Below are 18,547 nucleotides of genomic sequence, written 5' to 3' on the forward strand. Positions count from 1 at the left end.
GGGCGAGAACCCCGAGGAGGAACATGACGCGCATCGCGTTGCTGTCCACATCCGACACCGATCTGCTGTCCGCTCGCGCGAGCGGGGCGGACTACCGCTACGGCAACCCCGCCCGGCTGACCGAGGACGCCGTGGCCGGACTGCTGGCCGAGGCCGACCTCGTCGTCGCCAGGATCCTCGGATCGCCCGACGACCTTCCCGCCGGTCTGCTGGAGTCCGACGTCCCCCGGGTCGTCCTCGGCGGCGAGCAGCAGCCGAACGCGCAGCTCATGGAGTTCTCGACGGTCACGATGGGTGTCGCGGCCGAGGCGCATCGGTACCTCGCGGAGGGTGGTCCGGCCAACCTCGCCCAGTTGCACGCGTTCTTGTCGGACACGATCCTGCTGACCGGCGAGGGCTTCGAGCCGCCCGCCGTGCTTCCGGTCTGGGGCTGGGCCGATCGACCGGCACCGGCCGCCGACCTGCCCCGCATCGGTGTCTTGTACTACCGGGCGCACGAGGCCAGCGGCAACACCGGCTTCGCCCACGCCCTCGCCGACGCGATCGACGCGACCGGCGAGGCCGTCGGCCTGCCGATCTTCTCGTCCTCGCTGCGGTCGGCACCCGACGACCTCTACGAGGCGCTCGGCACGCTCGACGCGCTCGTCGTCACGGTGCTCGCGGCCGGCGGTCAGGTGCCCGGCGCGGTGAGCGCGGGCGGCGACGACGAGGCCTGGGATGTCGAGCGCATCGCCGCCCTCGACATCCCGGTGCTGCAGGGGCTGTGCCTGACGTCGAGCCGCGCCGAGTGGGAGGCCAACGACGACGGCGTCACCCCGCTCGACTCGGCCAACCAGGTCGCGATCCCCGAGTTCGACGGCCGCATCATCACCGCGCCGTTCTCCTTCAAGGAGATCGACGCCGACGGCCTGCCGCGGTACGTCGCGGACGAGGAGCGGTGCCGCCGCGTCGCCGGCATCGCAGTCGCGCACGCCCGGCTGCGCCACACGCCGCCCGCCGAACGCAAGCTCGCCATCATGCTGTCGGCGTACCCGACCAAGCACAGCCGTGTCGGCAACGCCGTCGGCCTCGACACGCCGGTGTCCGCCATCCGGCTGCTGCGCCGCCTGCGCGACGCCGGGTACGACCTGGGCGCCCCGGGCGACATCCCCGGTCTCGACCTCGACGACGACACCGCCGCCGGCGACGCGCTCATCCATGCGCTCATCGACGCGGGCGGTCAAGACGAGGAATGGCTCACGGCCGGTCAGCTGACCGAGAGCCACGTGCGCATCAGCGCCGACGACTACCGCCGCTGGCTGTCCGAGCTGCCCGACGATCTCGTCGAGGAGGTCGCCGAGGCGTGGGGTCCGGCGCCGGGCTCGCTGTTCGTCAACGAGCAGCAGGAGATCGTGCTCGCCACGCTGCAGGCCGGCAACGTCGTCATCCTCATCCAGCCGCCCCGCGGCTTCGGCGAGAACCCCGTCGCGATCTACCACGATCCCGATCTCGTCCCGAGCCACCACTACCTCGCCGCGTACCGCTGGCTGGAGCGCGGCTTCGGCGCCCACGCGGTCGTCCACCTCGGCAAGCACGGCTCGATGGAGTGGCTGCCGGGGAAGAACGCCGCGCTGTCCGCCTCGTGTGCCACCGACGCGGCGATCGGCAGCATGCCGCTGATCTACCCCTTCCTCGTCAACGACCCGGGCGAGGGTGCGCAGGCCAAGCGCCGCGCGCACGCGACGATCGTCGATCACCTGATCCCGCCGATGGCGCGCGCCGAGTCGTACGGCGACATCGCGCGTCTCGAGCAGCTGCTCGACGAGTACGCCAACATCCAGGCGATGGACCCGGCCAAGCTCCCGGCGATCCGCGCCGAGATCTGGACCCTCATGCACGCCGCCGAGATGCACCGCGACCTCGGCTTGGAGGAGCGTCCCGACGACGAGGAGTTCGACGACTTCCTCCTCCACGTCGACGGCTGGCTCTGCGAGGTCAAGGACGCGCAGATCCGCGACGGCCTCCACGTGCTCGGGCAGGCGCCCGCGGGGGAGGCCCGGGTCAACCTCGTCCTCGCGATCCTGCGTGCCCAGCAGGTGTGGGGCGGCGAGACCGGCGCGGTACCCGGCCTGCGCGCAGCGCTCGGGCTCGAAGAGCAGGACGCGCAGCTCGGCTCGGTCGACGAGATCGAACAGCGCGCCCGCGAGCTCGTCCAGGCCATGGAAGACGCCGCCTGGGACCCGGCGGCGGCAGCCGGTCTGCACGACGATCCCGAGGTCGTCCGCGTCCTGGAGTTCGCGGCGACTCAGGTCGTCCCGCGCCTGGCCAAGACCACCGACGAACTCGACGCCGTCCTCCACGCGCTCGACGGCGGCTTCATCCCCGCCGGGCCCTCCGGCTCACCGTTGCGCGGCCTGGTCAACGTGCTGCCGACCGGACGCAACTTCTACACGGTCGACCCGCGGGCGGTGCCGTCGCGCCTCGCGTACGAGACGGGCGTGGCGATGGCCGACTCGCTGCTGCAGCGGCACCTCGACGAGACCGGCGAGTACCCGACCTCGGTCGGCCTCTCGGTCTGGGGCACCTCGGCCATGCGCACCAGTGGCGACGACATCGCCGAGGTCCTCGCGCTGCTCGGCGTGCGGCCGGAGTGGGACGAGGCGTCGCGCCGGGTCAACGGCCTGCAGGTCATCGGTCTCGAGGAACTCGGTCGCCCGCGTATCGACGTCACGGTGCGCATCTCGGGCTTCTTCCGCGATGCCTTCCCGCACGTCATCGCGATGCTCGACGACGCGGTCGCGCTGGTCGCCGAGCTCGACGAGCCCGACGACCAGAACTTCGTGCGCGCGCACGCGAAAGCCGACCTCGCCGAACACGGCGACGAGCGGCGCGCCCGCACGCGCATCTTCGGGTCGAAGCCCGGCTCCTACGGCGCCGGCATCCTCCAGGTCGTCGAGTCGGGCAACTGGCGCGACGACGCCGACCTCGCCGAGGTGTACACGGCATGGGGCGGTTTCGCCTACGGCCGCGACCTCGACGGAGCGCCCGCCGCGGACGATATGCGCGCCAACTACCGCCGCATCCAGGTCGCGGCGAAGAACATCGACACCCGCGAGCACGACATCGCCGACTCCGACGACTACTTCCAGTACCACGGCGGCATGGTCGCCACGGTGCGAGCGCTGACCGGAAAGGACCCGAAGGCGTACGTCGGCGACTCGACGACGCCCGACGCGGTCAAGACCCGCACCCTCGCCGAGGAGACGAGCCGCGTGTTCCGCTCCCGTGTGGTCAACCCGCGCTGGATCGGTGCCATGCAGCGCCACGGGTACAAGGGCGCCTTCGAACTGGCCGCGACCGTGGACTACCTGTTCGGCTTCGACGCCACCACCGGGGTCGTGCACGACTGGATGTACGAGCAGCTCGCGCGGTCCTACGTTCTCGACGAGCAGACCCAGCAGTTCATGCGGCAGTCGAACCCCTGGGCGCTGCGCGGGATCGTCGAGCGGCTGCACGAGGCCGCCGACCGCGGGCTGTGGGCCGAACCCGACCCCGAGACGCTGGCCGCGCTGCAGTCGGTGTACCTCGAGGTCGAGGGCGAGCTGGAAGACCGGCAGTGATGCGGGTTCGTGTCATCGGCATCGGTCCGGGTGGGCTCGATCAGCTGACCGTCGAGGCGGTCCAGGCGTTGCGTTCCGTCGACGCGTATCTCGTCATCGAGAAGCGCGAGGACGACCCGCTCGTGGCGGCCCGGGAGGCGATCGTCGCCCGGCACGTGCCTGAGCCGCCGCCGACCATCGTCGTGCGCGACCCCGAACGCGACCGTAGCGCGCGCGTCGCCGGTGACGCCGAGGCCTACCGCAAAGCCGTCGCGGACTGGCACAGCGCCCGCGCCGAGCGGTACGCCGCGGCGCTCGACGAGGCGCCCGGTGACGTCGGCATCCTCGTGTGGGGCGACCCGGCGTTCTACGACTCCACGCTGCGCATCCTCGACACCGTCGCCGCGTCCAGACCGCTGGAGGTCGACGTCATCCCCGGCGTCTCGAGCCTGCAGCTGCTCGCCGCGCGGCACGCGATCGTCCTGCACGAGGTGGGTCAGCCGCTGCACCTCACCACCGGACGCAACCTGCCGGACGCCGTCGCGGCGGGGGAGCGGAACGTCGCGGCGATGCTGCTGTCGTCGATCGAGCCGTTCGCCGCGCTCGGGGACTGGACGATCTGGTGGGGCGCCAATCTCGGCACCGCCGACGAGGCACTGGCCCACGGCACCGTCGCGGAGGTGCTGCCCGAGATCCGGGCCGCCCGCGAGCACGTGAAGGCCGCCGCCGGCTGGATCATGGATCTCGCCCTCCTGCGGAGCCCGGCGTGAGCGCTGCGCTCATGGTGGCGGGCACCACGTCGGACGCAGGTAAGTCGATCGTCACGACCGCGCTGTGCCGCGCGTTCGCCCGCCGGGGCATCCGGGTCGCGCCCTACAAGGCGCAGAACATGTCCAACAACTCGATGGTGTGCGAGGCCGCCGACGGGACCACGGCGGAGATCGGCCGCGCCCAGTGGATCCAGGCGGTCGCGGCAGCCGCGCGCCCCGAACCGGCGATGAACCCCGTCCTGCTCAAGCCCGGAACCGACCGCCGCAGCCACGTCGTGGCGATGGGGCGTCCGGCCGGGACCATCTCGTCGATGGACTTCGTCGAGGGCCGGCGCCACCTCGCGGCGCTGGCGCACGGGGCCTTCGACGACCTCGCCTCGCGCTTCGACCTGGTCATCGCCGAAGGAGCCGGAAGCCCGGCCGAGATCAACTTGCGCGCGAGTGACTACGTCAACATGGGGCTCGCCCGGCACGCCGACATGCCGGTCGTGGTGGTCGGCGACATCGACCGCGGTGGGGTGTTCGCCGCGTTCTACGGCACGGTGGCGCTACTCGACGCGGCGGACCAGGCGCTCGTCGCCGGGTTCGTCGTCAACAAGTTCCGCGGTGATGAGCGACTGCTGCGTCCCGGCCTCGACCAGCTCGAGTCCCTGACCGGTCGACGCGTCTACGGAACACTGCCGTGGGACCCGCGCCTGTGGCTGGACTCGGAGGACGCCCTCGACCTCGAAGGGCGGCGCGACCGCGGCGCCGAGCACCCGCTGCGGGTCGCCGTCGTGCGGCTCCCGCGGATCAGCAACTTCACGGACGTGGACGCTCTGGCCCTCGAGCCGGGCGTGGATGTGCGGTTCGCGAGCGACCCGAGAGCTCTCGACGATGCCGACCTCGTCGTGCTTCCGGGGACGCGGACGACGCTGGCCGACCTCGCCTGGTTGCGCGCCCGGGGTCTCGACACCGCCATCCTCGAACACGTCCAACGTGGGGGAGCGGTACTCGGGATCTGCGGCGGTTTCCAGATGCTCGGCGGCGAGATCCGCGACCCTGACGGTGTCGAAGGTGACGCCGGCGCTATCGGGCACGGGCTCGGGCTGCTGGACGTCAGCACGGACTTCGGCGCGGACAAGGTGCTTCGGCTGCCGTCGGGCACCGCGCTCGACGAGCCGGTCGAGGGATACGAGATCCACCACGGACGCATCGCCGTGCATGCCGGCGAGCCCTTTCTCGGTGGCGCCCACCAGGGGAGCGTGTGGGGAACCATGTGGCACGGCAGCCTCGAGTCCGACGGCTTCCGTCGTGCGTTGCTGCGCGAGATCGCAGAGCGTGCCGGGCGGACGCTCCCGGCGTCGTCGGTCAGCTTCGGCGCTGCGCGCGAGACGCGGCTCGAGCTGCTGGCCGATCTCGCCGAGCAGCACCTCGACCTGGATGCCCTCCTCGCGCTCGCCCACGACGGCCCCGGCGCACTTCCCCAGATTTGCGCCCCAACCGTCAACCGGGACCGCCTTCGGTCGACGAATAGCGCGCATATCTGGGGACAAGGCGGGGAGCGATGACGGTTCTTGTGCTCGGCGGGACGAGCGAGGCGCGCGCGGTGGCGAAGCTGCTGCAGGAGCGAGGGGTGCCGTTCCTCTCGTCGCTCGCCGGCCGGGTCGCGGAGCCCCGGCTTCCTGTCGGACCGGTCCGCATCGGCGGCTTCGGCGGCGTCGACGGGCTGCGCGCCTTCCTGCGCTCGGAGCGCATCAGCGTGGTCGTCGACGCGACGCACCCCTTCGCCGCGCAGATGACCCGGCATGGGTACCTCGCGTCCCGTGCGGAGGGTGTGCGGTACGTCAGGGTGGAGCGGCCGGGGTGGAGCGAGTCATCCGGAGCCGAGGACTGGCACTGGGTCGACGACCACGACGCCGCCGCCCGCCTCGCCGCCGACCTCGGCGCACGCCCCATGCTGACCATCGGACGCCGTCACCTCGGCCACTTCGTCGATCCACTGCGCGAGCACGCCGTCCTCGCTCGCGTCGTGGACCGACCGGACGAGCCGGTGCCGGAGGCCTGGCGCATCCTCACGAGTCGGGGCCCGTACACGCTCGACGGAGAACGGGCGATCATGGCCGAGCATGGCGCCGACGTCGTCGTCACGAAGGACTCAGGCGGCACCTACACCCGGCCGAAGCTGGAGGTGGCCGCCGAACGCGGCATCCCCGTCATCGTCGTGCGCCGCACACCGCCGCCCTGGACCGAGGACGACGCGGTGATCGTCCTGTCCACCCCCGCCGACGCCCTCGACTACCTAGAGCTCGTGTTGTAGGTGGTCGAGTAGGCCGGAAGTTGCGTGGGAGGCCTCGCTCCGTGGCGGCTACGCCCTGACCGCCAGGGGGCGCGGGTTACTTGCCCTTGGGGTCGTCGGCGGGCGCGTCGAGGTCGAGGACCTGGGTGTGCTCGACGTCGTCGACGGCCTGGATCTCCTGGGTCTCGTCGCTCACCGGCTCCTCGTCGCCCTCGTCCTCGTCGGCCGGGAGGTCGGACGCCTCAAGCTCGGGGGCGTTCTCCGGATCGAACGGATCGGCGATCGGGACGTTGCCGCCCGTGAGCGTGGCGAGCATCTGCCGCACGTTGGCGAGCTGAGCGTTGATGCTGTCGCGACGCTGCATCGCGGCGGCGAGCTCGCGCTCGGAGTCGGCACGGACTTTCGCGGCCGTCGCCTTGGCCTCGCTGACGATCTGCTCGGCCCGCTCCTGCGCATCGCCCAGGAGGCGGTTCGCCTCGCGAAGCTTGTCCTGGTACTCGGCGTCGGCCTCGGCCTGACGCTTCTCGAGCTGAGCCTCCAGCTCGGCGCTGCGACGCTCGGCGTCGGCGAGCTGCTCCTGGAACTGCTTCTCGACGGCCGCACGGCGCTCGGCGAGCGTCTTCTCGAAGTCCGCGGATGCCTTGGCGGCCTTGGCGCGCTGCTCCTCGTACACCGCCTCGGCTTCCTGCAGGCGGCCCGCGGCCTCGCGGTCGGCCGAGTCGATGCGGTCGTCGGCGGTGCGGCGGGCGTCCTCGAGCAGTCGGGCGACCTCGGCGTCGACGTCGGCACGGCGCTTCTCGGCGTAGAGGTCGGCCTCGTCGCGGATCTGCTGCGCGGATCCCTCGATCTCGGCGCGGCGGGCGTCCAGCTCGGCGCCGACGCGCTCACGCATCTCGCGCGCCTCCTCCTCGGCGAGCGCGAGGATCTGACCCACCCGTGCGCCGAGGTGCTCGAACGACGGCGGCTCGAGCGGCCCCTCGCTCTCCTGGCGAGCCAGGTCGCGTTCAGTCTCGAGCTTCTCGATGTAGGCAGTCAGCTCGTTGATGCGCCGGCGCGAGACCGCAGCCTCGTCGGCGAGTGCCTGCAGCTTCGCGTCGACCTGAGCGGGCTCGTAACCACGCAGGACCATACGGAAGTCGAAGGGGGAGTCGGGAGTCATGACGTTGCGTCCTCATCGGTCGGGTCGGATCGTTCGGGCACGGCCAGCGCGGAGATGACCCCCGAGAGCTGGCCGAGCTCGGCGGTGATCTGGTCGCGACGCTCACGAAGCCGGGTGACTTCGTCGCGTGCTTCGTCGAGCATCGTGCGCGCCTCGCGGCGCAGCTCGTCGGCCTCGATGCGGGCCTCGCTGAGCAGCCGGTGGGCTTCCTCGCGTCGAGCCTGAACCTCGTCGTGTGCCTGCCGCTGCGTGCGGACGACCTCTTCGGCCACGCGCGTGCGCAGCGTCTTGGCGCCGGACTCGGCCTCGGCGAGCCGCCGGGAGGCGCGTTCCTCGGTGGCGGCCGCGTAATCGTCGGCACGCCGCCGCACCGCGGTCGCGTGCTCGTCGGCTTCGGTACGCACAGCCTGAGCGCGTTCCTCGGCCTGACGCTGGACGGCGAGCGCGGCGTCGGCCAGCTCCTGCGCCTCCTGCTCGGCCTGGGCGATCTGCGCCTCGAGTCGGGCGCGGAGACGCTGCACGACCTCCGAGGTGCGGGCGCGGGTCCGGCGGACGGTGGCGGCGGCGTCACGGTGGCCGTTGAGCCGCACGAGCCGGCCTTCGAGTTCGGCGGTCTGCAGGAGCGACGCGACGGTCTCCTGCGTCCAGCGCATCTGCTCGCGCGCCTCGTCGAGCAGGCGGTCGGCCTCCTGCTGCGCGTCGTCGACGAGGGTGGCCGCGCGCTCACGGGCGGCGTTGAGCTCGTCCTGCGCCAGCTGGCGGTGTTCGCGCGCTGCGTCGGCGGCCTCGGTGCGCAGCCGGTCGGCCTCCTGCGTGGCGGCGGCGAGCTGTTCCTCGGCGCGTGTGCGGGCACGCTCGAGGATCGCGGTGGCTTCGGCTTCGGCCGCGGCGGTGCGTTCCTCGACGAGCGCTGCGGTGGCGTCGTCGCGCTCCTGCGCGCGTTCGGTGGCCTCCGCGACGAGGCGTTCGGCCTCCTCGCGTGCCGTGCGCAGCGACTTCTCGGCCTCGTTCGTGGCGCGATCGAGGATCTGCTGCGCTTCCGCGCGCTGCCTGCTGGCGGTCGCCTGAGCATCGGCCAGCATCTCGTCGCGCTGCTGCTCGGCCGTCTGGATCAGCACGCTGGCCTGGTCGCTGGCATCGATGATGAGCTGGTGGGCGTCCTTCGACGCCTCGTCGAGCTGAGCCTCGGCGCGGTTGAGGTCGCTCGTGGCCTTCTGATGGGCCTCGCGCGCCTCGGCGTGCAGGCGCTCGGCCTCCTCTTCGAGCCGGTGCGCATTCTCCGTCGCGCGACGCGCTTCGGCCTCGGCATCGGCCTGCAGTTGATCGGCCACGGCTTGCGCCCGCCGGAGCAGCGCGGCGACGCTGCTGCCGTCGTCGGCAGCGAGGGTCGCGGGCTGGTCGGGGCTCATGTCTGAAGATTCTCGCACTACGTCTCAAGACCGTCGATGCCCCTGTCCTGCCCCTCGGACATCGCACCGCGGGCGACGCCTCTCGTCAGGGGAGAGCCCGACCGCTAGGGTGAAGGGGACCGGTTGAAAACGCAGGCGGCATCGGCGACCGAAGGATTGAGGTTCTCGTGGACTCCCGCGTCCCCCCGGCCGCACACACTCCGGCCTACGCCCCCGTCGACCTCTCGACGTGCGAACGCGAACCGATCCACATCCCCGGCGCCATCCAGCCCCACGGAGTGCTGCTCGCCGTCGATGACGACGCCACGATCGTGGTCGCGTCGAGCAACTGCGCCGGCGCGATCGGAGCCGACCACGAGGAGCTCATCGGTCAACCGCTCGAACGCGCTCTCGGACACGCCGCCGCAGGTGCCATCCGCGACGCTCTGCTCGCCGACGATCTGAGCGAGCCGCTCCACGTCGTCCTTCCCGGCGAACCCGCTCACGGCGACCTGCTCGGGGTCCCGGTCGACCTCGTCGTGCACCGCTCCGGCCCCCGCGTGGTCGTCGAGGTCGAGCGCGAACGCGTCCTCAGCCCGCACCGTGTGACCTACCGATCGGCGCGCGCCGCGATGGGCCGGCTGAACGAGACGCAGACCATCGGTGAGCTGTGCGACCGGCTCGCGCTCGAGATCCGCGACCTCACCGGCTTCGACCGCGTCATGGTCTACCGCTTCGACGAGGACTGGAACGGCGAAGTCGTCGCCGAGGAGAAGCGCGACGACCTCAACTCCTTCCGCGGGTTGCACTATCCGGCCAGCGACATCCCGGCCCAGGCGCGCCGCCTCTATACGACCAACTGGACGCGGCTGATCGCCGACGTCGGCTACACCCCGGTGCCACTCGAGCCTGTGCTGGACCCGCAGACGGGGTCGCCGTTGGACCTGTCGCACTCGGTGCTGCGTAGCGTCTCGCCGATCCACCTGGAGTACCTCGGGAACATGGGCGTCACGGCCTCCATGTCGGTCTCGATGGTGCGCGACGGCCAGCTGTGGGGCCTGGTGGCGTGCCACCACTACTCGGGGCCGCACTACGTCCCGTACGACGTCCGCTCGATGGCTGAGTTCCTCGGACAGACCGCCTCCCAGCTCATCGACGAACGCGAACGCTCCGATGCCCGCATCGAAGAGCTCATCGCGCAGTCGGTGCTGTCGGGCATCACCGCCCGGCTCGCCGGTGACGCGGGGTATCCACTCAAGGCCCTCATGAACGACGAGCGCCTCCTCGAACTCGTCGACGCCGACGGGGCCGCGCTCTGGCACGACGGCGAGCTGCTCACCATCGGCAACGTGCCTGACGACCTTGATCTGCTCAAGCGGATCGCGGCGGCTGTCCGCACCGACGACAGCCCGGTCGACTCCAGTCACCAGCTCGGCGTTCTCCAACCCGACCTCGCGGAGCGTGATGACGTTCCGGCCGGTGCGCTCGTCGCTCAGATCGGCACCGCCACGTTGATGTTCGTGCGGCCGGAGCTGGTGCGGATCGTCGAGTGGGGCGGAGACCCCCGTAACAAGCAGATCGCCGAGTCCGAGGGACCCGACGTCCGGCTGAGCCCGCGCAAGTCGTTCGAGAAGTGGCGCGGCGTGGTCCGTGGCCGCAGCGAGCCGTGGCGGCCGTGGCAGTTGGAGACCGCCGACCGGCTGCGCCAGTACCTCGAGGCCAAGCTGCTGCGTCGCTCCCGTGAGCAGATCGCCATCGCCGAGTCCCTGCAACGCACCCTGGTGCTCGACGAGGCGCCGGACGTGGAAGGGCTCAGCGTGCTGGCTCGGTACCGCCCCGCGCAGGGCAGCCAACTCGGCGGCGACTGGTGGGACGAGTTCTCGTTACCCGACGGCCGGGCCGCCTTCGTCGTCGGCGACGTGGCCGGACACGGTGTCGGAGCCGCGACCGCGATGGCGCAGGTCCGCACGGCCTTGCGGGCCTATCTGGCCGACGGCCACTCGCCAGCCTCGTGCCTGGATCGCCTCGATCACCTCATGGGCTCGCTGATGCCGGGCCAGACCGCCACGGCGGTCGTCGTGGTCTTCGATCCGGTGGCGCGCGTCGTCGAGGTGGCGAGCGCCGGACATCTGCCGCCGCTGCTCGTGCGCGACCGTTCGGTCAACCCGATCGGCGCCACGCCGCGACCCCTGCTGGGGGTCGGCATGGGCGAGGCGGTGTCGGTCGTGGAGCAGTTGCACGAGGGCGACATTCTGCTCGTGTTCACGGACGGTCTGGTGGAGCGCCGCAACGTCCCGCTCGACGAGTCGCTCGCGGTGCTGCGTAAGGCGAGTGCGGCACGGCCGGCCGGCGCGTCGTTGCGCTCGTGGGTGGACGCGCTCGTGAACGCGGTGCCGGGCAGCCTCGACGACGACATGACGCTCGTCGCTCTGCGGGTCGAGTGACGGTGGGCGCGACGAGGCGGGTGACGCGACAAGGGCTCGCCGAGTGGCGCAATCTGGTGATCGAGCGGCGCAGAATGGGGCCGTTGTCGCCTCGAAACGCCCCACTTTGCGCCACTCGCGGAGGCCCGCGGGGCGGGGCGGGGTGACCCCGGGGGAGAAGAAGCGGTCGCGGTCATGAGTAGACTCGTCGCCGTTCGTGGTGTGCCGGGAAGTCTGGTCGGCGTCCTGTCGTCGACCCCGAAAGCGTGCTCATGACCTTGCTCGGCCTGCTCCTCGGCGGCTGGCTGCTGACGGCGCTCGCGCCGCTGCTCGCCCGCTGGCTCGGGCACCGCGCCGGGTGGCCCCTGGCCGCCGGCCTGCTGGGGCTTGCCGCGATGGCGCTGATGCTCGGCTACGACACCACTGTCGAGCAGTCGGTCCCGTGGATTCCCTCGCTCGACATCGCGCTACGCCTGCGCCTCGACGGCCTCGCGATGCTGTTCGTCGCCCTCGTGCTCATCGTCGGTGCGCTGGTGATGATCTACTCCACCGCCTACTTCCGCGGGAAACCCACCGTCAGCTACTACACGCTGATGACGGCTTTCGCCGCGTCGATGACGATGCTCGTCCTCGCCGACGACCTGGTGCTGCTGTTCGTGAGCTGGGAGTTCACGACGCTGTGCTCCTACCTGCTGATCCTCCGTTCCGGACCGGACGCCGGCCCACCTGCCGCCCGGACCCTCCTGGTGACCGTCGCCGGCGGCCTGTGCCTGTTGGCGGCCGTCGCGACGATCGTGGTCCGGACCGGGACGACACACCTGAGCACGGCCCTCGCGGACCCCGCGTGGAGCGAGGACGGCACGTTCGCGACGACCGTCGCGATCCTCGTCGCGGTGGCGGCGATGACCAAGTCGGCGCAGTTCCCCTTCCACGCCTGGTTGCCCGACGCCATGGTCGCGCCCGCACCCGTGAGCGCCTACCTCCACGCGGCGGCGATGGTGAAGGCCGGCATCTACCTGCTGCTGCGGTTCGCTGAGCCCGCGGCTCACGCACCAGCCTGGTCGGCCCTGCTGATCACCGTGGGCCTGGTGTCGTCGTTCATCGGAGCGGTGTTCGCGCTGCAGCGCACCGACCTCAAGGCCCTCCTCGCCTACTCGACCGTGAGCCACCTCGGCCTGCTCACCCTGGTCATCGGCGTCGGGACGACCGCGGCGCTCACCGCGGCCGTGGTCCACGTCGTCGCCCACGCGGCCTTCAAGTCCGCAGGCTTCCTCTACGTCGGCCTCCTCGAGAAGCGCGCCGGGACGCGCGACATCCGTGAGGTCGGCGGCCTGTGGCGCAGCATGCCGCTCGCTTCGGTACTGATCCTCGTCGCCGCCGTCGCGATGGGCGGCATCCCGCCGACGTTGGGCTTCGTCAGCAAGGAACTCGTCCTCGACGGCGTGCTCCACGGCCCCGGACTGTGGCTGGCCGCGCTCGTCGCGCTGTCGGCGGCGATCACCGTCGCCTACAGCGGCCGCATGGTGGTCTCGACCCTCCCGGGCGCTCCGACGCGGCTCGCCCCCGCCTCCGGCACGTGGCCGATGGTGGTGGCGATCGCGATCGGCGCGGTCGCGGCCGGGACCTTCGGTCTGGTCGCACCCGCGCTCGACCCGCTCGTCGGACGAGCCGTCGCCGCGACCGGCGGGTCCGGTGACGTGCACCTCGCGCTGTGGCACGGTGTGACCCCCGCTCTCGGACTCTCGCTCGCTGCCATCGCCGCCGGCGCGCTGCTGATCGTCGCCCGTCGCGGCGTCGACCGCGTACTCGACCGTCGCCTCTTCCCGGTGACCGGCGTCGGTGCCGTCGAAGCCGTCCAGCGGGCCGTGCAGGTCACCGGCCGACGTCTGGGCGACCTCACCCGTACCGATGCGCCGGCCGCTCATCTCGCCGTGCCGCTCCTGCTCATCGCCGTGCTCGGTGTCGCGGGGCTGGTCGCGCTGACGCCCTCCTGGGAAGCCGCGGACTCCACCGCCGTGGACGTCGCACTCCTGATCGTCCTGACCGGCGGCGTCATCGCCACGGTGGTCGCGCGATCGCGGTTGGGCGCGGTCATCGCAGTCGGCGTCGCGGGGTTCTCGGTCGCCGTGTGGTTCTTCACGCTCGGCGCCTCCGACGTCGCCCTGACGCAGCTGCTGGTCGAGATCCTCACCGTCGTCATCATGGTGCTGGTGCTGCGGCACCTCCCGCAGCAGTTCGGTCGCCGCTCGGTGCGACGAGCCGTCCCCGCAGCGATTCTGGCGATCGCCGCCGGTGTGGTGGCGACGCTCGGCCCCCTGGTGTTCACCGGACGAGCGGAGCTCTCGGCCGTGGGCCGCTGGTTCGTCGAGGAGGGGCCGGTGGAGACCGGCGGCGCCAATGTCGTCAACACGATCCTCGTGGAGTTCCGCGCCCTCGACACCTTCGGCGAGCTCGTGGTGCTGGCGATCGCGGCGCTCGCGATCACCGCCCTCGTCGAAGCGAGGCCGCGCGTCACGCGCCCGGTCCTGCCGTCCGTGTCGAGCCTGCTGGCACCGGCGGCGCCCAACGCAGTGTTCATCAACGTCCTGGCGCGCGTGCTCGTCCCCTTGATGCTGCTCGGCTCGCTGTACGCGCTTCTGCGCGGGCACAACGCCCCCGGAGGCGGCTTCATCGCCGCGCTGATCGGTGCGGGCGCGCTCGCCACCCGCTACCTGGGCGCTCCCGACGACCGAGAGGCCCACTCGGGTCTGCCGTACCTCGCGATCGCCGGAAGCGGGGTCGTCGTGGCGGCCGTCAGCGGCTTCATCGGCTACGCCGAACGGTCCTTCCTCACGCCGCTGCACGCCGACATCCTCGGCTATCACTTCACCACGTCGCTCATCTTCGATCTCGGCGTCTACCTTGCGGTGTTCGGGGTGATCCTCGGAGCGCTGGACTCGCTGGGCAGTCCCGAGGAACCGGCGGCGAAGGCGGGTGATCGACGATGATCCTCGCGCTCTCGATCGGCGTCCTGGTCGCCGGTGCCGTCTTCCTCATGATGTCGCGATCCTTCATCCGCGTCGTTCTCGGCTTCGTGCTGCTCAGCCACGCCGCGAACCTGCTGCTGTTCAGCACCGGCGGCACCTCCCGCCGCGCCGAGCCGCTGGGGAAGAGCCTCGATCCGGTGCTGACCGCCGACCCGCTGCCCCAAGCCTTCGTGTTGACCGCGATCGTCATCTCGTTCGCCATCACGATCTACCTGCTCTCGCTCGCCATCACCGGTGGCCGTGACGAGGACGACGAGGACGGTGATGACGCATGACCGGCGCGCTCCTGCCGCTGTTCGTGGCGATCCCGCTCACCGCCGCGGGCATCACGGCCTTCGCCCGCCCGGGACGCCGCTGGCCCCTCACGGTGCTCCTCGCCGTGCTCGCCGTGCACGTTGCGGCCTCGGCCCTGCTGCTCGGGGCGACTCGCGACGGCGAGGTCTACGCCGACGGCGTCGGCGGATGGGTCCCGGGTATCGCGATCCCATTCGCTGCCGACGCGCTGTCGGCGCTCATGCTGACCTTCACCGGGGCGCTCTCCCTGGTGTGCTGCTGGTATGCGATCGCCTCGGGCGTCGGCCGGGTCCGGCTGTTCAGCCCGCTGGTGCTCGCCATGATCGCCGGCGTCAACGGAGCGCTGCTGACCGCCGACGCGTTCAACCTGTTCGTGTTCATCGAGGTCATGCTGATGCCGTCCTACGGCCTGCTGATCCTCGCGCGACGCGGCCAGGGAACCGAGCGTTCCGTACGCGGTTCGCGCCTCTACGTCACGTTCAACCTCTTCGTGTCGACGTTGTTCCTGGTCGGCGTCGGTCTCGTGTACGCGACTGCCGGCACCGTCAATCTGGGCCTGCTCGCCGGAGCGGCGAAGGAGGACGGACGGGTGGCCGCCGCCGCGGCCGTCGCGCTCGCCGCGCTCGCGATGAAGGCCGCGCTCGTCCCCACCTACGGCTGGCTCACCCGCGCCTACCCCTCGACGTCACCGGCGATCACGGCACTGTTCTCCGGGCTGCACACCAAGGTCGCGGTGTACGCGATCTACCGGTTGTACGCGGTGATCTTCGACGGCGACGAGCGGTGGCTGCTGATCGGTCTCGTGGTCTGCGGCGTCACGGTCGCGGTCGGGGCGATCGCCTCCGTCGGTGAGCAGTCGATGCGCTCGATGCTGTCGTTCAGCATGGTGAGCCACCTCGGCTACATCCTCGTCGGCGTCGCACTCTTCACGCCGGCAGGACTCGCCGCCGGCATCTTCTACCTGCTGCACCACATGGTCGTGAAGGCCGCGCAGTTCCTGTCCGCCGGCGCGATCGAAGACACCTACGGCACCGACCGGATCGACCGGTTGCGGGGGATCGGACGGCGCGAGCCGCTCGTCGCGGCAACGTTCGCGATCGCCGCCCTCTCGCTCGCCGGGCTTCCGCCGTTCTCCGGTTTCGTCGCCAAGCTCGTCCTCGTCATCGCCTCGATCGACGCCGGTCAGGTGCTGCTCGCGGTCGTCTTGATCGCGGCCAGCCTGATCACCCTGCTGGCGATGCTGCGGGTGTGGAACGCGGTGTTCATGTCACCCGTGCCCGAGGGGGAATCGAGCACGCGTCGCATCCCGTGGTCGCTGGCTGCGCCGGGCGCGATCCTGGCCGTGGTCACGATCGTCCTCGGACTCGGCGCGCAACTGCTGATCCCGCTCACCGAGGTGGCGGCCGAGGGTCTCCTCGACACGACGACGTACGTCGAGGAGGTGCTCCGATGACCGGCCCGGCCACTCTTCCGCTGCGCTTCGTCGGCTTCGTCTTCTGGTACGTCGGCCAGGTCTTCCGTAGCGCCGGCATGGTCCTGCGGGACGTCGCGACGCCGGGCCGGCAGGCGACTCCGCGGGTGGTGCGCATGCCGCTGCAATCGTGGACCGACGCGCAGGTCGTCGGGATCGGCGCGCTCATCACCCTGACGCCCGGGACGCTCACCCTCGGCGTGGTCGAGCGCGACGGGGGCCGCGACCTGCTCGTGCACTCGATGTACGACACCGACAACCCGTCGGCGGTGGCGGCGCTGCGCGACATGGAGGCCCGGATGCTCAACGCCGTCACCGTCAAGGGAGGGTTCCGCCCATGACCGGCATCGAGATCGCCATGATCGCCATCGGGGCGACCATCCTGCTCGCCGTCGTGCGGATCGTCATCGGCCCCACCTCGGCTGACCGGGCGGTGGCAGCCGATCTGCTGAGCTTCAGCATCATCGCCGAGATCGCGCTCATCGGCACGCGCCTGGGAAGCACCGGCACCTACGACCTCGTCCTGGTGGCGACGCTCGTGGCGTTCCTGTCGGCCGTGTCCATCGCCCGCGTCATGGGACGGGGGCGCCGATGAGCTGGTACGAGATCCTCGGGCATACGTTCACGGTCGTGGGCGCGGTCATCTTCGTGCTCGCCGGAGTCGGCCTGCTGCGGCTGCGCGATCCCTACATGCGCATCTCGGCGGTAGCGACCGCATCGGGTCTCGGGGTGGCGTTCGTGGTCGGAGGGACGGCACTCGTCGACCCGCGCCTGGACGATCTACTCAAGGTGATCATCGCCATCGCGCTGCAGTTGGCCACCTCGGTCATCGGCGGTATCGCGATCGGTCGTGCTGCGGTGATGTCGGGTCACGAGTTCGACGACACCGACACGACCGACCTCGACATCTGAGCCAGAGCCGCTACTCGGCGGCCGTGGGGGCGAGGCGAAGGCTGGCCCGGTAGGGGCGCGGGGGCATCCGGCTGTGGTTCCCGCGCATCGACGGCCCCTGTCCTTCGATCGCGTCGAACTCGGCGAGCCGGATCGCGAACACCTCGATGAGCTCGATCGCGACGTCCTCGCCCGGGCAGCGGTGACCGGTGTTCTTGTCGCCACCGCCTTGCGGGATCAGGTCGTACTGGCCGACGAGGCGGTCGTTGAAGCGCTCGGGACGGAAGTTCTCCGGGTCGATCCAGATCTTCGGATCGTTGAGGTGCTGCCAGATGTCGATGACGAATCGGCCGCCCGCCGGCACCTCGTGCCCCTCGAACGAGGTGGCGGTACGAGGTTTGGCGGCGAGGACCGGCACGAACGGGTAGTAGCGGCGCAGTTCGTGCGCGTACGCCTTCGGATCGACCGAACGGACTTTCACCGCGAAGCGGTACTCGGGCCATTCGACGAAGCTCTCGGCCGTTGCGGCGACGAACCACGCGACCGCGACCGTCGGTCGCAGCACGTTGAGCAACTCGACCGCTGCCACGCTCAACGGCAGGGGACGGCCGTCCGGGCCCGTCCACGCCGCCACCTGCCCGAGCGGCGTCTCGGTCTCCCCGCTCTTGCGGGCCCTCTTGATCTCGGCGCGCGCCCAGCGCTGGGCGCCGAGGCGCCCCTTCACCGCGCGCAGCTGTCGCCGCCCGGCGGAGCCGAAGCCGTCGATCATCGACACCATCTGCGTCGTGCCGCGTCGGACGCCGATGGCCTCGTCGGATACCCCGGCCCAGTCCCGCACCGCGGTGAACAGCACCTCGCAGGACATGCTGAACACGTCGGGGACGTACCCGAGCTCGACGACCCGCCGGTCCCACTCGGCTCCTGCGCGCCGTGCGATCTCGAAGGCGGCCGTATCGTCCAGGAGATCGACGAACTGCCCCTTGCGGTGGCGGTGCTCGTCGTCGTCGGTGCTGTGGATCGCCCCCGCTCCGAAGAGCGTCATGGCCGGGATGGGCGGCGCGGCGCCTTTGCGCGACAGCGTCGGCTCGCTGTAGAAGAAGCGCGCGGCCTCGACCCCCTCGATCACCGTCGCCGGTCGGCCCATGAGCCGCGTCGTGACCGGTCCCGGATCGTCGTCGCGGAGCCAGCGCGTGAAGTCGTATCCGCGGCGGATGAGGGAGAGCGATTGGTCGCGCATGCCATCCATCCAAAGCGGAATCGAAGGGCCCG

At 71.1% G+C, this 18,547-nt stretch carries 14 protein-coding genes; 11 read left to right on the forward strand and 3 right to left on the reverse strand.

Translation table 11 applies throughout. From position 1 onward, the window contains the following. Window positions 1-23 precede the first annotated feature (23 nt). Genes cobN through EHW97_RS05790 form a run of 4 tightly spaced genes read left to right on the forward strand, consistent with a single transcriptional unit; the run spans window position 24 to window position 6,647 of the window. Window positions 24-3,599, forward strand: a complete 3,576-nt coding sequence (cobN, locus tag EHW97_RS05775) for a cobaltochelatase subunit CobN (protein ID WP_124236213.1) — start codon at window positions 24-26, stop codon at window positions 3,597-3,599. Next, a complete protein-coding gene (gene cobF, locus EHW97_RS05780; RefSeq protein WP_124236214.1) occupies window positions 3,599-4,348 on the forward strand; it encodes a precorrin-6A synthase (deacetylating) in 750 nt (249 codons plus the stop codon). The genes cobN and cobF overlap by 1 nt, the downstream gene beginning before the upstream one ends. A gap of 11 nt (window positions 4,349-4,359) precedes the next feature. Beyond that, window positions 4,360-5,898 carry a cobyric acid synthase gene (locus tag EHW97_RS05785; protein WP_124236267.1) on the forward strand — a complete coding sequence of 513 codons (1,539 nt, stop codon included), beginning with the start codon at window positions 4,360-4,362 and terminating at the stop codon, window positions 5,896-5,898. Then, window positions 5,895-6,647, forward strand: a complete 753-nt coding sequence (locus tag EHW97_RS05790; protein WP_124236215.1) for a cobalt-precorrin-6A reductase — start codon at window positions 5,895-5,897, stop codon at window positions 6,645-6,647. The genes EHW97_RS05785 and EHW97_RS05790 overlap by 4 nt, the downstream gene beginning before the upstream one ends. Before the next feature lie 76 nt (window positions 6,648-6,723). On the opposite strand, the gene EHW97_RS05795 is transcribed toward EHW97_RS05790, so the two are convergent. Together EHW97_RS05795 and EHW97_RS05800 are read right to left on the reverse strand one after the other, a co-directional pair. Beyond that, complete coding sequence (locus EHW97_RS05795; RefSeq protein WP_124236216.1) at window positions 6,724-7,785, reverse strand: coiled-coil domain-containing protein; 1,062 nt, start codon at window positions 7,783-7,785, stop codon at window positions 6,724-6,726. Then, a complete protein-coding gene (locus EHW97_RS05800) occupies window positions 7,782-9,194 on the reverse strand; it encodes a coiled-coil domain-containing protein (RefSeq protein ID WP_124236217.1) in 1,413 nt (470 codons plus the stop codon). Before EHW97_RS05800 ends, EHW97_RS05795 begins: the two co-directional genes overlap by 4 nt. Window positions 9,195-9,361: 167 nt before the next feature. Here EHW97_RS05800 and EHW97_RS05805 point away from each other — a divergent pair, with 167 nt between their 5' ends. From EHW97_RS05805 to EHW97_RS05835, 7 genes are all read left to right on the forward strand, one after another. Beyond that, window positions 9,362-11,617 (forward strand): SpoIIE family protein phosphatase, encoded by a 2,256-nt coding sequence (locus EHW97_RS05805; protein WP_124236218.1) that lies wholly within the window; start codon window positions 9,362-9,364, stop codon window positions 11,615-11,617. Between the two features lie 251 nt (window positions 11,618-11,868). Then, window positions 11,869-14,583 carry a DUF4040 family protein gene (locus EHW97_RS05810; RefSeq protein ID WP_124236219.1) on the forward strand — a complete coding sequence of 905 codons (2,715 nt, stop codon included), beginning with the start codon at window positions 11,869-11,871 and terminating at the stop codon, window positions 14,581-14,583. Continuing rightward, window positions 14,580-14,897, forward strand: coding sequence for a sodium:proton antiporter (locus EHW97_RS05815; protein WP_124236220.1), 318 nt, complete (start codon window positions 14,580-14,582; stop codon window positions 14,895-14,897). Before EHW97_RS05810 ends, EHW97_RS05815 begins: the two co-directional genes overlap by 4 nt. Next, on the forward strand, window positions 14,894-16,369 hold the full coding sequence (locus EHW97_RS05820) for a monovalent cation/H+ antiporter subunit D family protein (RefSeq protein WP_124236221.1): 1,476 nt from the start codon (window positions 14,894-14,896) through the stop codon (window positions 16,367-16,369). Before EHW97_RS05815 ends, EHW97_RS05820 begins: the two co-directional genes overlap by 4 nt. Next, the gene (locus EHW97_RS05825; protein WP_124236222.1) at window positions 16,366-16,728 is read left to right on the forward strand and encodes a Na+/H+ antiporter subunit E; all 363 of its coding nucleotides are present in this window, start codon (window positions 16,366-16,368) and stop codon (window positions 16,726-16,728) included. Before EHW97_RS05820 ends, EHW97_RS05825 begins: the two co-directional genes overlap by 4 nt. Next, window positions 16,725-16,982, forward strand: coding sequence for an MrpF/PhaF family protein (locus EHW97_RS05830; protein ID WP_124236223.1), 258 nt, complete (start codon window positions 16,725-16,727; stop codon window positions 16,980-16,982). The genes EHW97_RS05825 and EHW97_RS05830 overlap by 4 nt, the downstream gene beginning before the upstream one ends. Then, entirely contained in the window at window positions 16,979-17,299 is a 321-nt protein-coding gene (locus tag EHW97_RS05835) for a cation:proton antiporter (protein WP_124236224.1), read from the forward strand. Before EHW97_RS05830 ends, EHW97_RS05835 begins: the two co-directional genes overlap by 4 nt. 10 nt (window positions 17,300-17,309) lie before the next feature. On the opposite strand, the gene EHW97_RS05840 is transcribed toward EHW97_RS05835, so the two are convergent. After that, window positions 17,310-18,515, reverse strand: coding sequence for a cytochrome P450 (locus tag EHW97_RS05840; protein WP_166367401.1), 1,206 nt, complete (start codon window positions 18,513-18,515; stop codon window positions 17,310-17,312). Window positions 18,516-18,547: the final 32 nt, after the last annotated feature.

Source organism: Aeromicrobium camelliae (genome assembly GCF_003850045.1).
In the GTDB taxonomy this organism is placed as follows: Bacteria; Actinomycetota; Actinomycetes; order Propionibacteriales; family Nocardioidaceae; genus Aeromicrobium; species Aeromicrobium camelliae.

Coding starts and splice junctions, on each gene's coding strand:
- cobN (WP_124236213.1), top strand. CDS start 24: ATGACGCGCATCGCGTTGCTGTCCACATCCGACACCGATCTGCTGTCC.
- cobF (WP_124236214.1), top strand. CDS start 3,599: ATGCGGGTTCGTGTCATCGGCATCGGTCCGGGTGGGCTCGATCAGCTG.
- EHW97_RS05785 (WP_124236267.1), top strand. CDS start 4,360: ATGGTGGCGGGCACCACGTCGGACGCAGGTAAGTCGATCGTCACGACC.
- EHW97_RS05790 (WP_124236215.1), top strand. CDS start 5,895: ATGACGGTTCTTGTGCTCGGCGGGACGAGCGAGGCGCGCGCGGTGGCG.
- EHW97_RS05795 (WP_124236216.1), bottom strand. CDS start 7,785: ATGACTCCCGACTCCCCCTTCGACTTCCGTATGGTCCTGCGTGGTTAC.
- EHW97_RS05800 (WP_124236217.1), bottom strand. CDS start 9,194: ATGAGCCCCGACCAGCCCGCGACCCTCGCTGCCGACGACGGCAGCAGC.
- EHW97_RS05810 (WP_124236219.1), top strand. CDS start 11,869: ATGACCTTGCTCGGCCTGCTCCTCGGCGGCTGGCTGCTGACGGCGCTC.
- EHW97_RS05815 (WP_124236220.1), top strand. CDS start 14,580: ATGATCCTCGCGCTCTCGATCGGCGTCCTGGTCGCCGGTGCCGTCTTC.
- EHW97_RS05820 (WP_124236221.1), top strand. CDS start 14,894: ATGACCGGCGCGCTCCTGCCGCTGTTCGTGGCGATCCCGCTCACCGCC.
- EHW97_RS05825 (WP_124236222.1), top strand. CDS start 16,366: ATGACCGGCCCGGCCACTCTTCCGCTGCGCTTCGTCGGCTTCGTCTTC.
- EHW97_RS05830 (WP_124236223.1), top strand. CDS start 16,725: ATGACCGGCATCGAGATCGCCATGATCGCCATCGGGGCGACCATCCTG.
- EHW97_RS05835 (WP_124236224.1), top strand. CDS start 16,979: ATGAGCTGGTACGAGATCCTCGGGCATACGTTCACGGTCGTGGGCGCG.
- EHW97_RS05840 (WP_166367401.1), bottom strand. CDS start 18,515: ATGCGCGACCAATCGCTCTCCCTCATCCGCCGCGGATACGACTTCACG.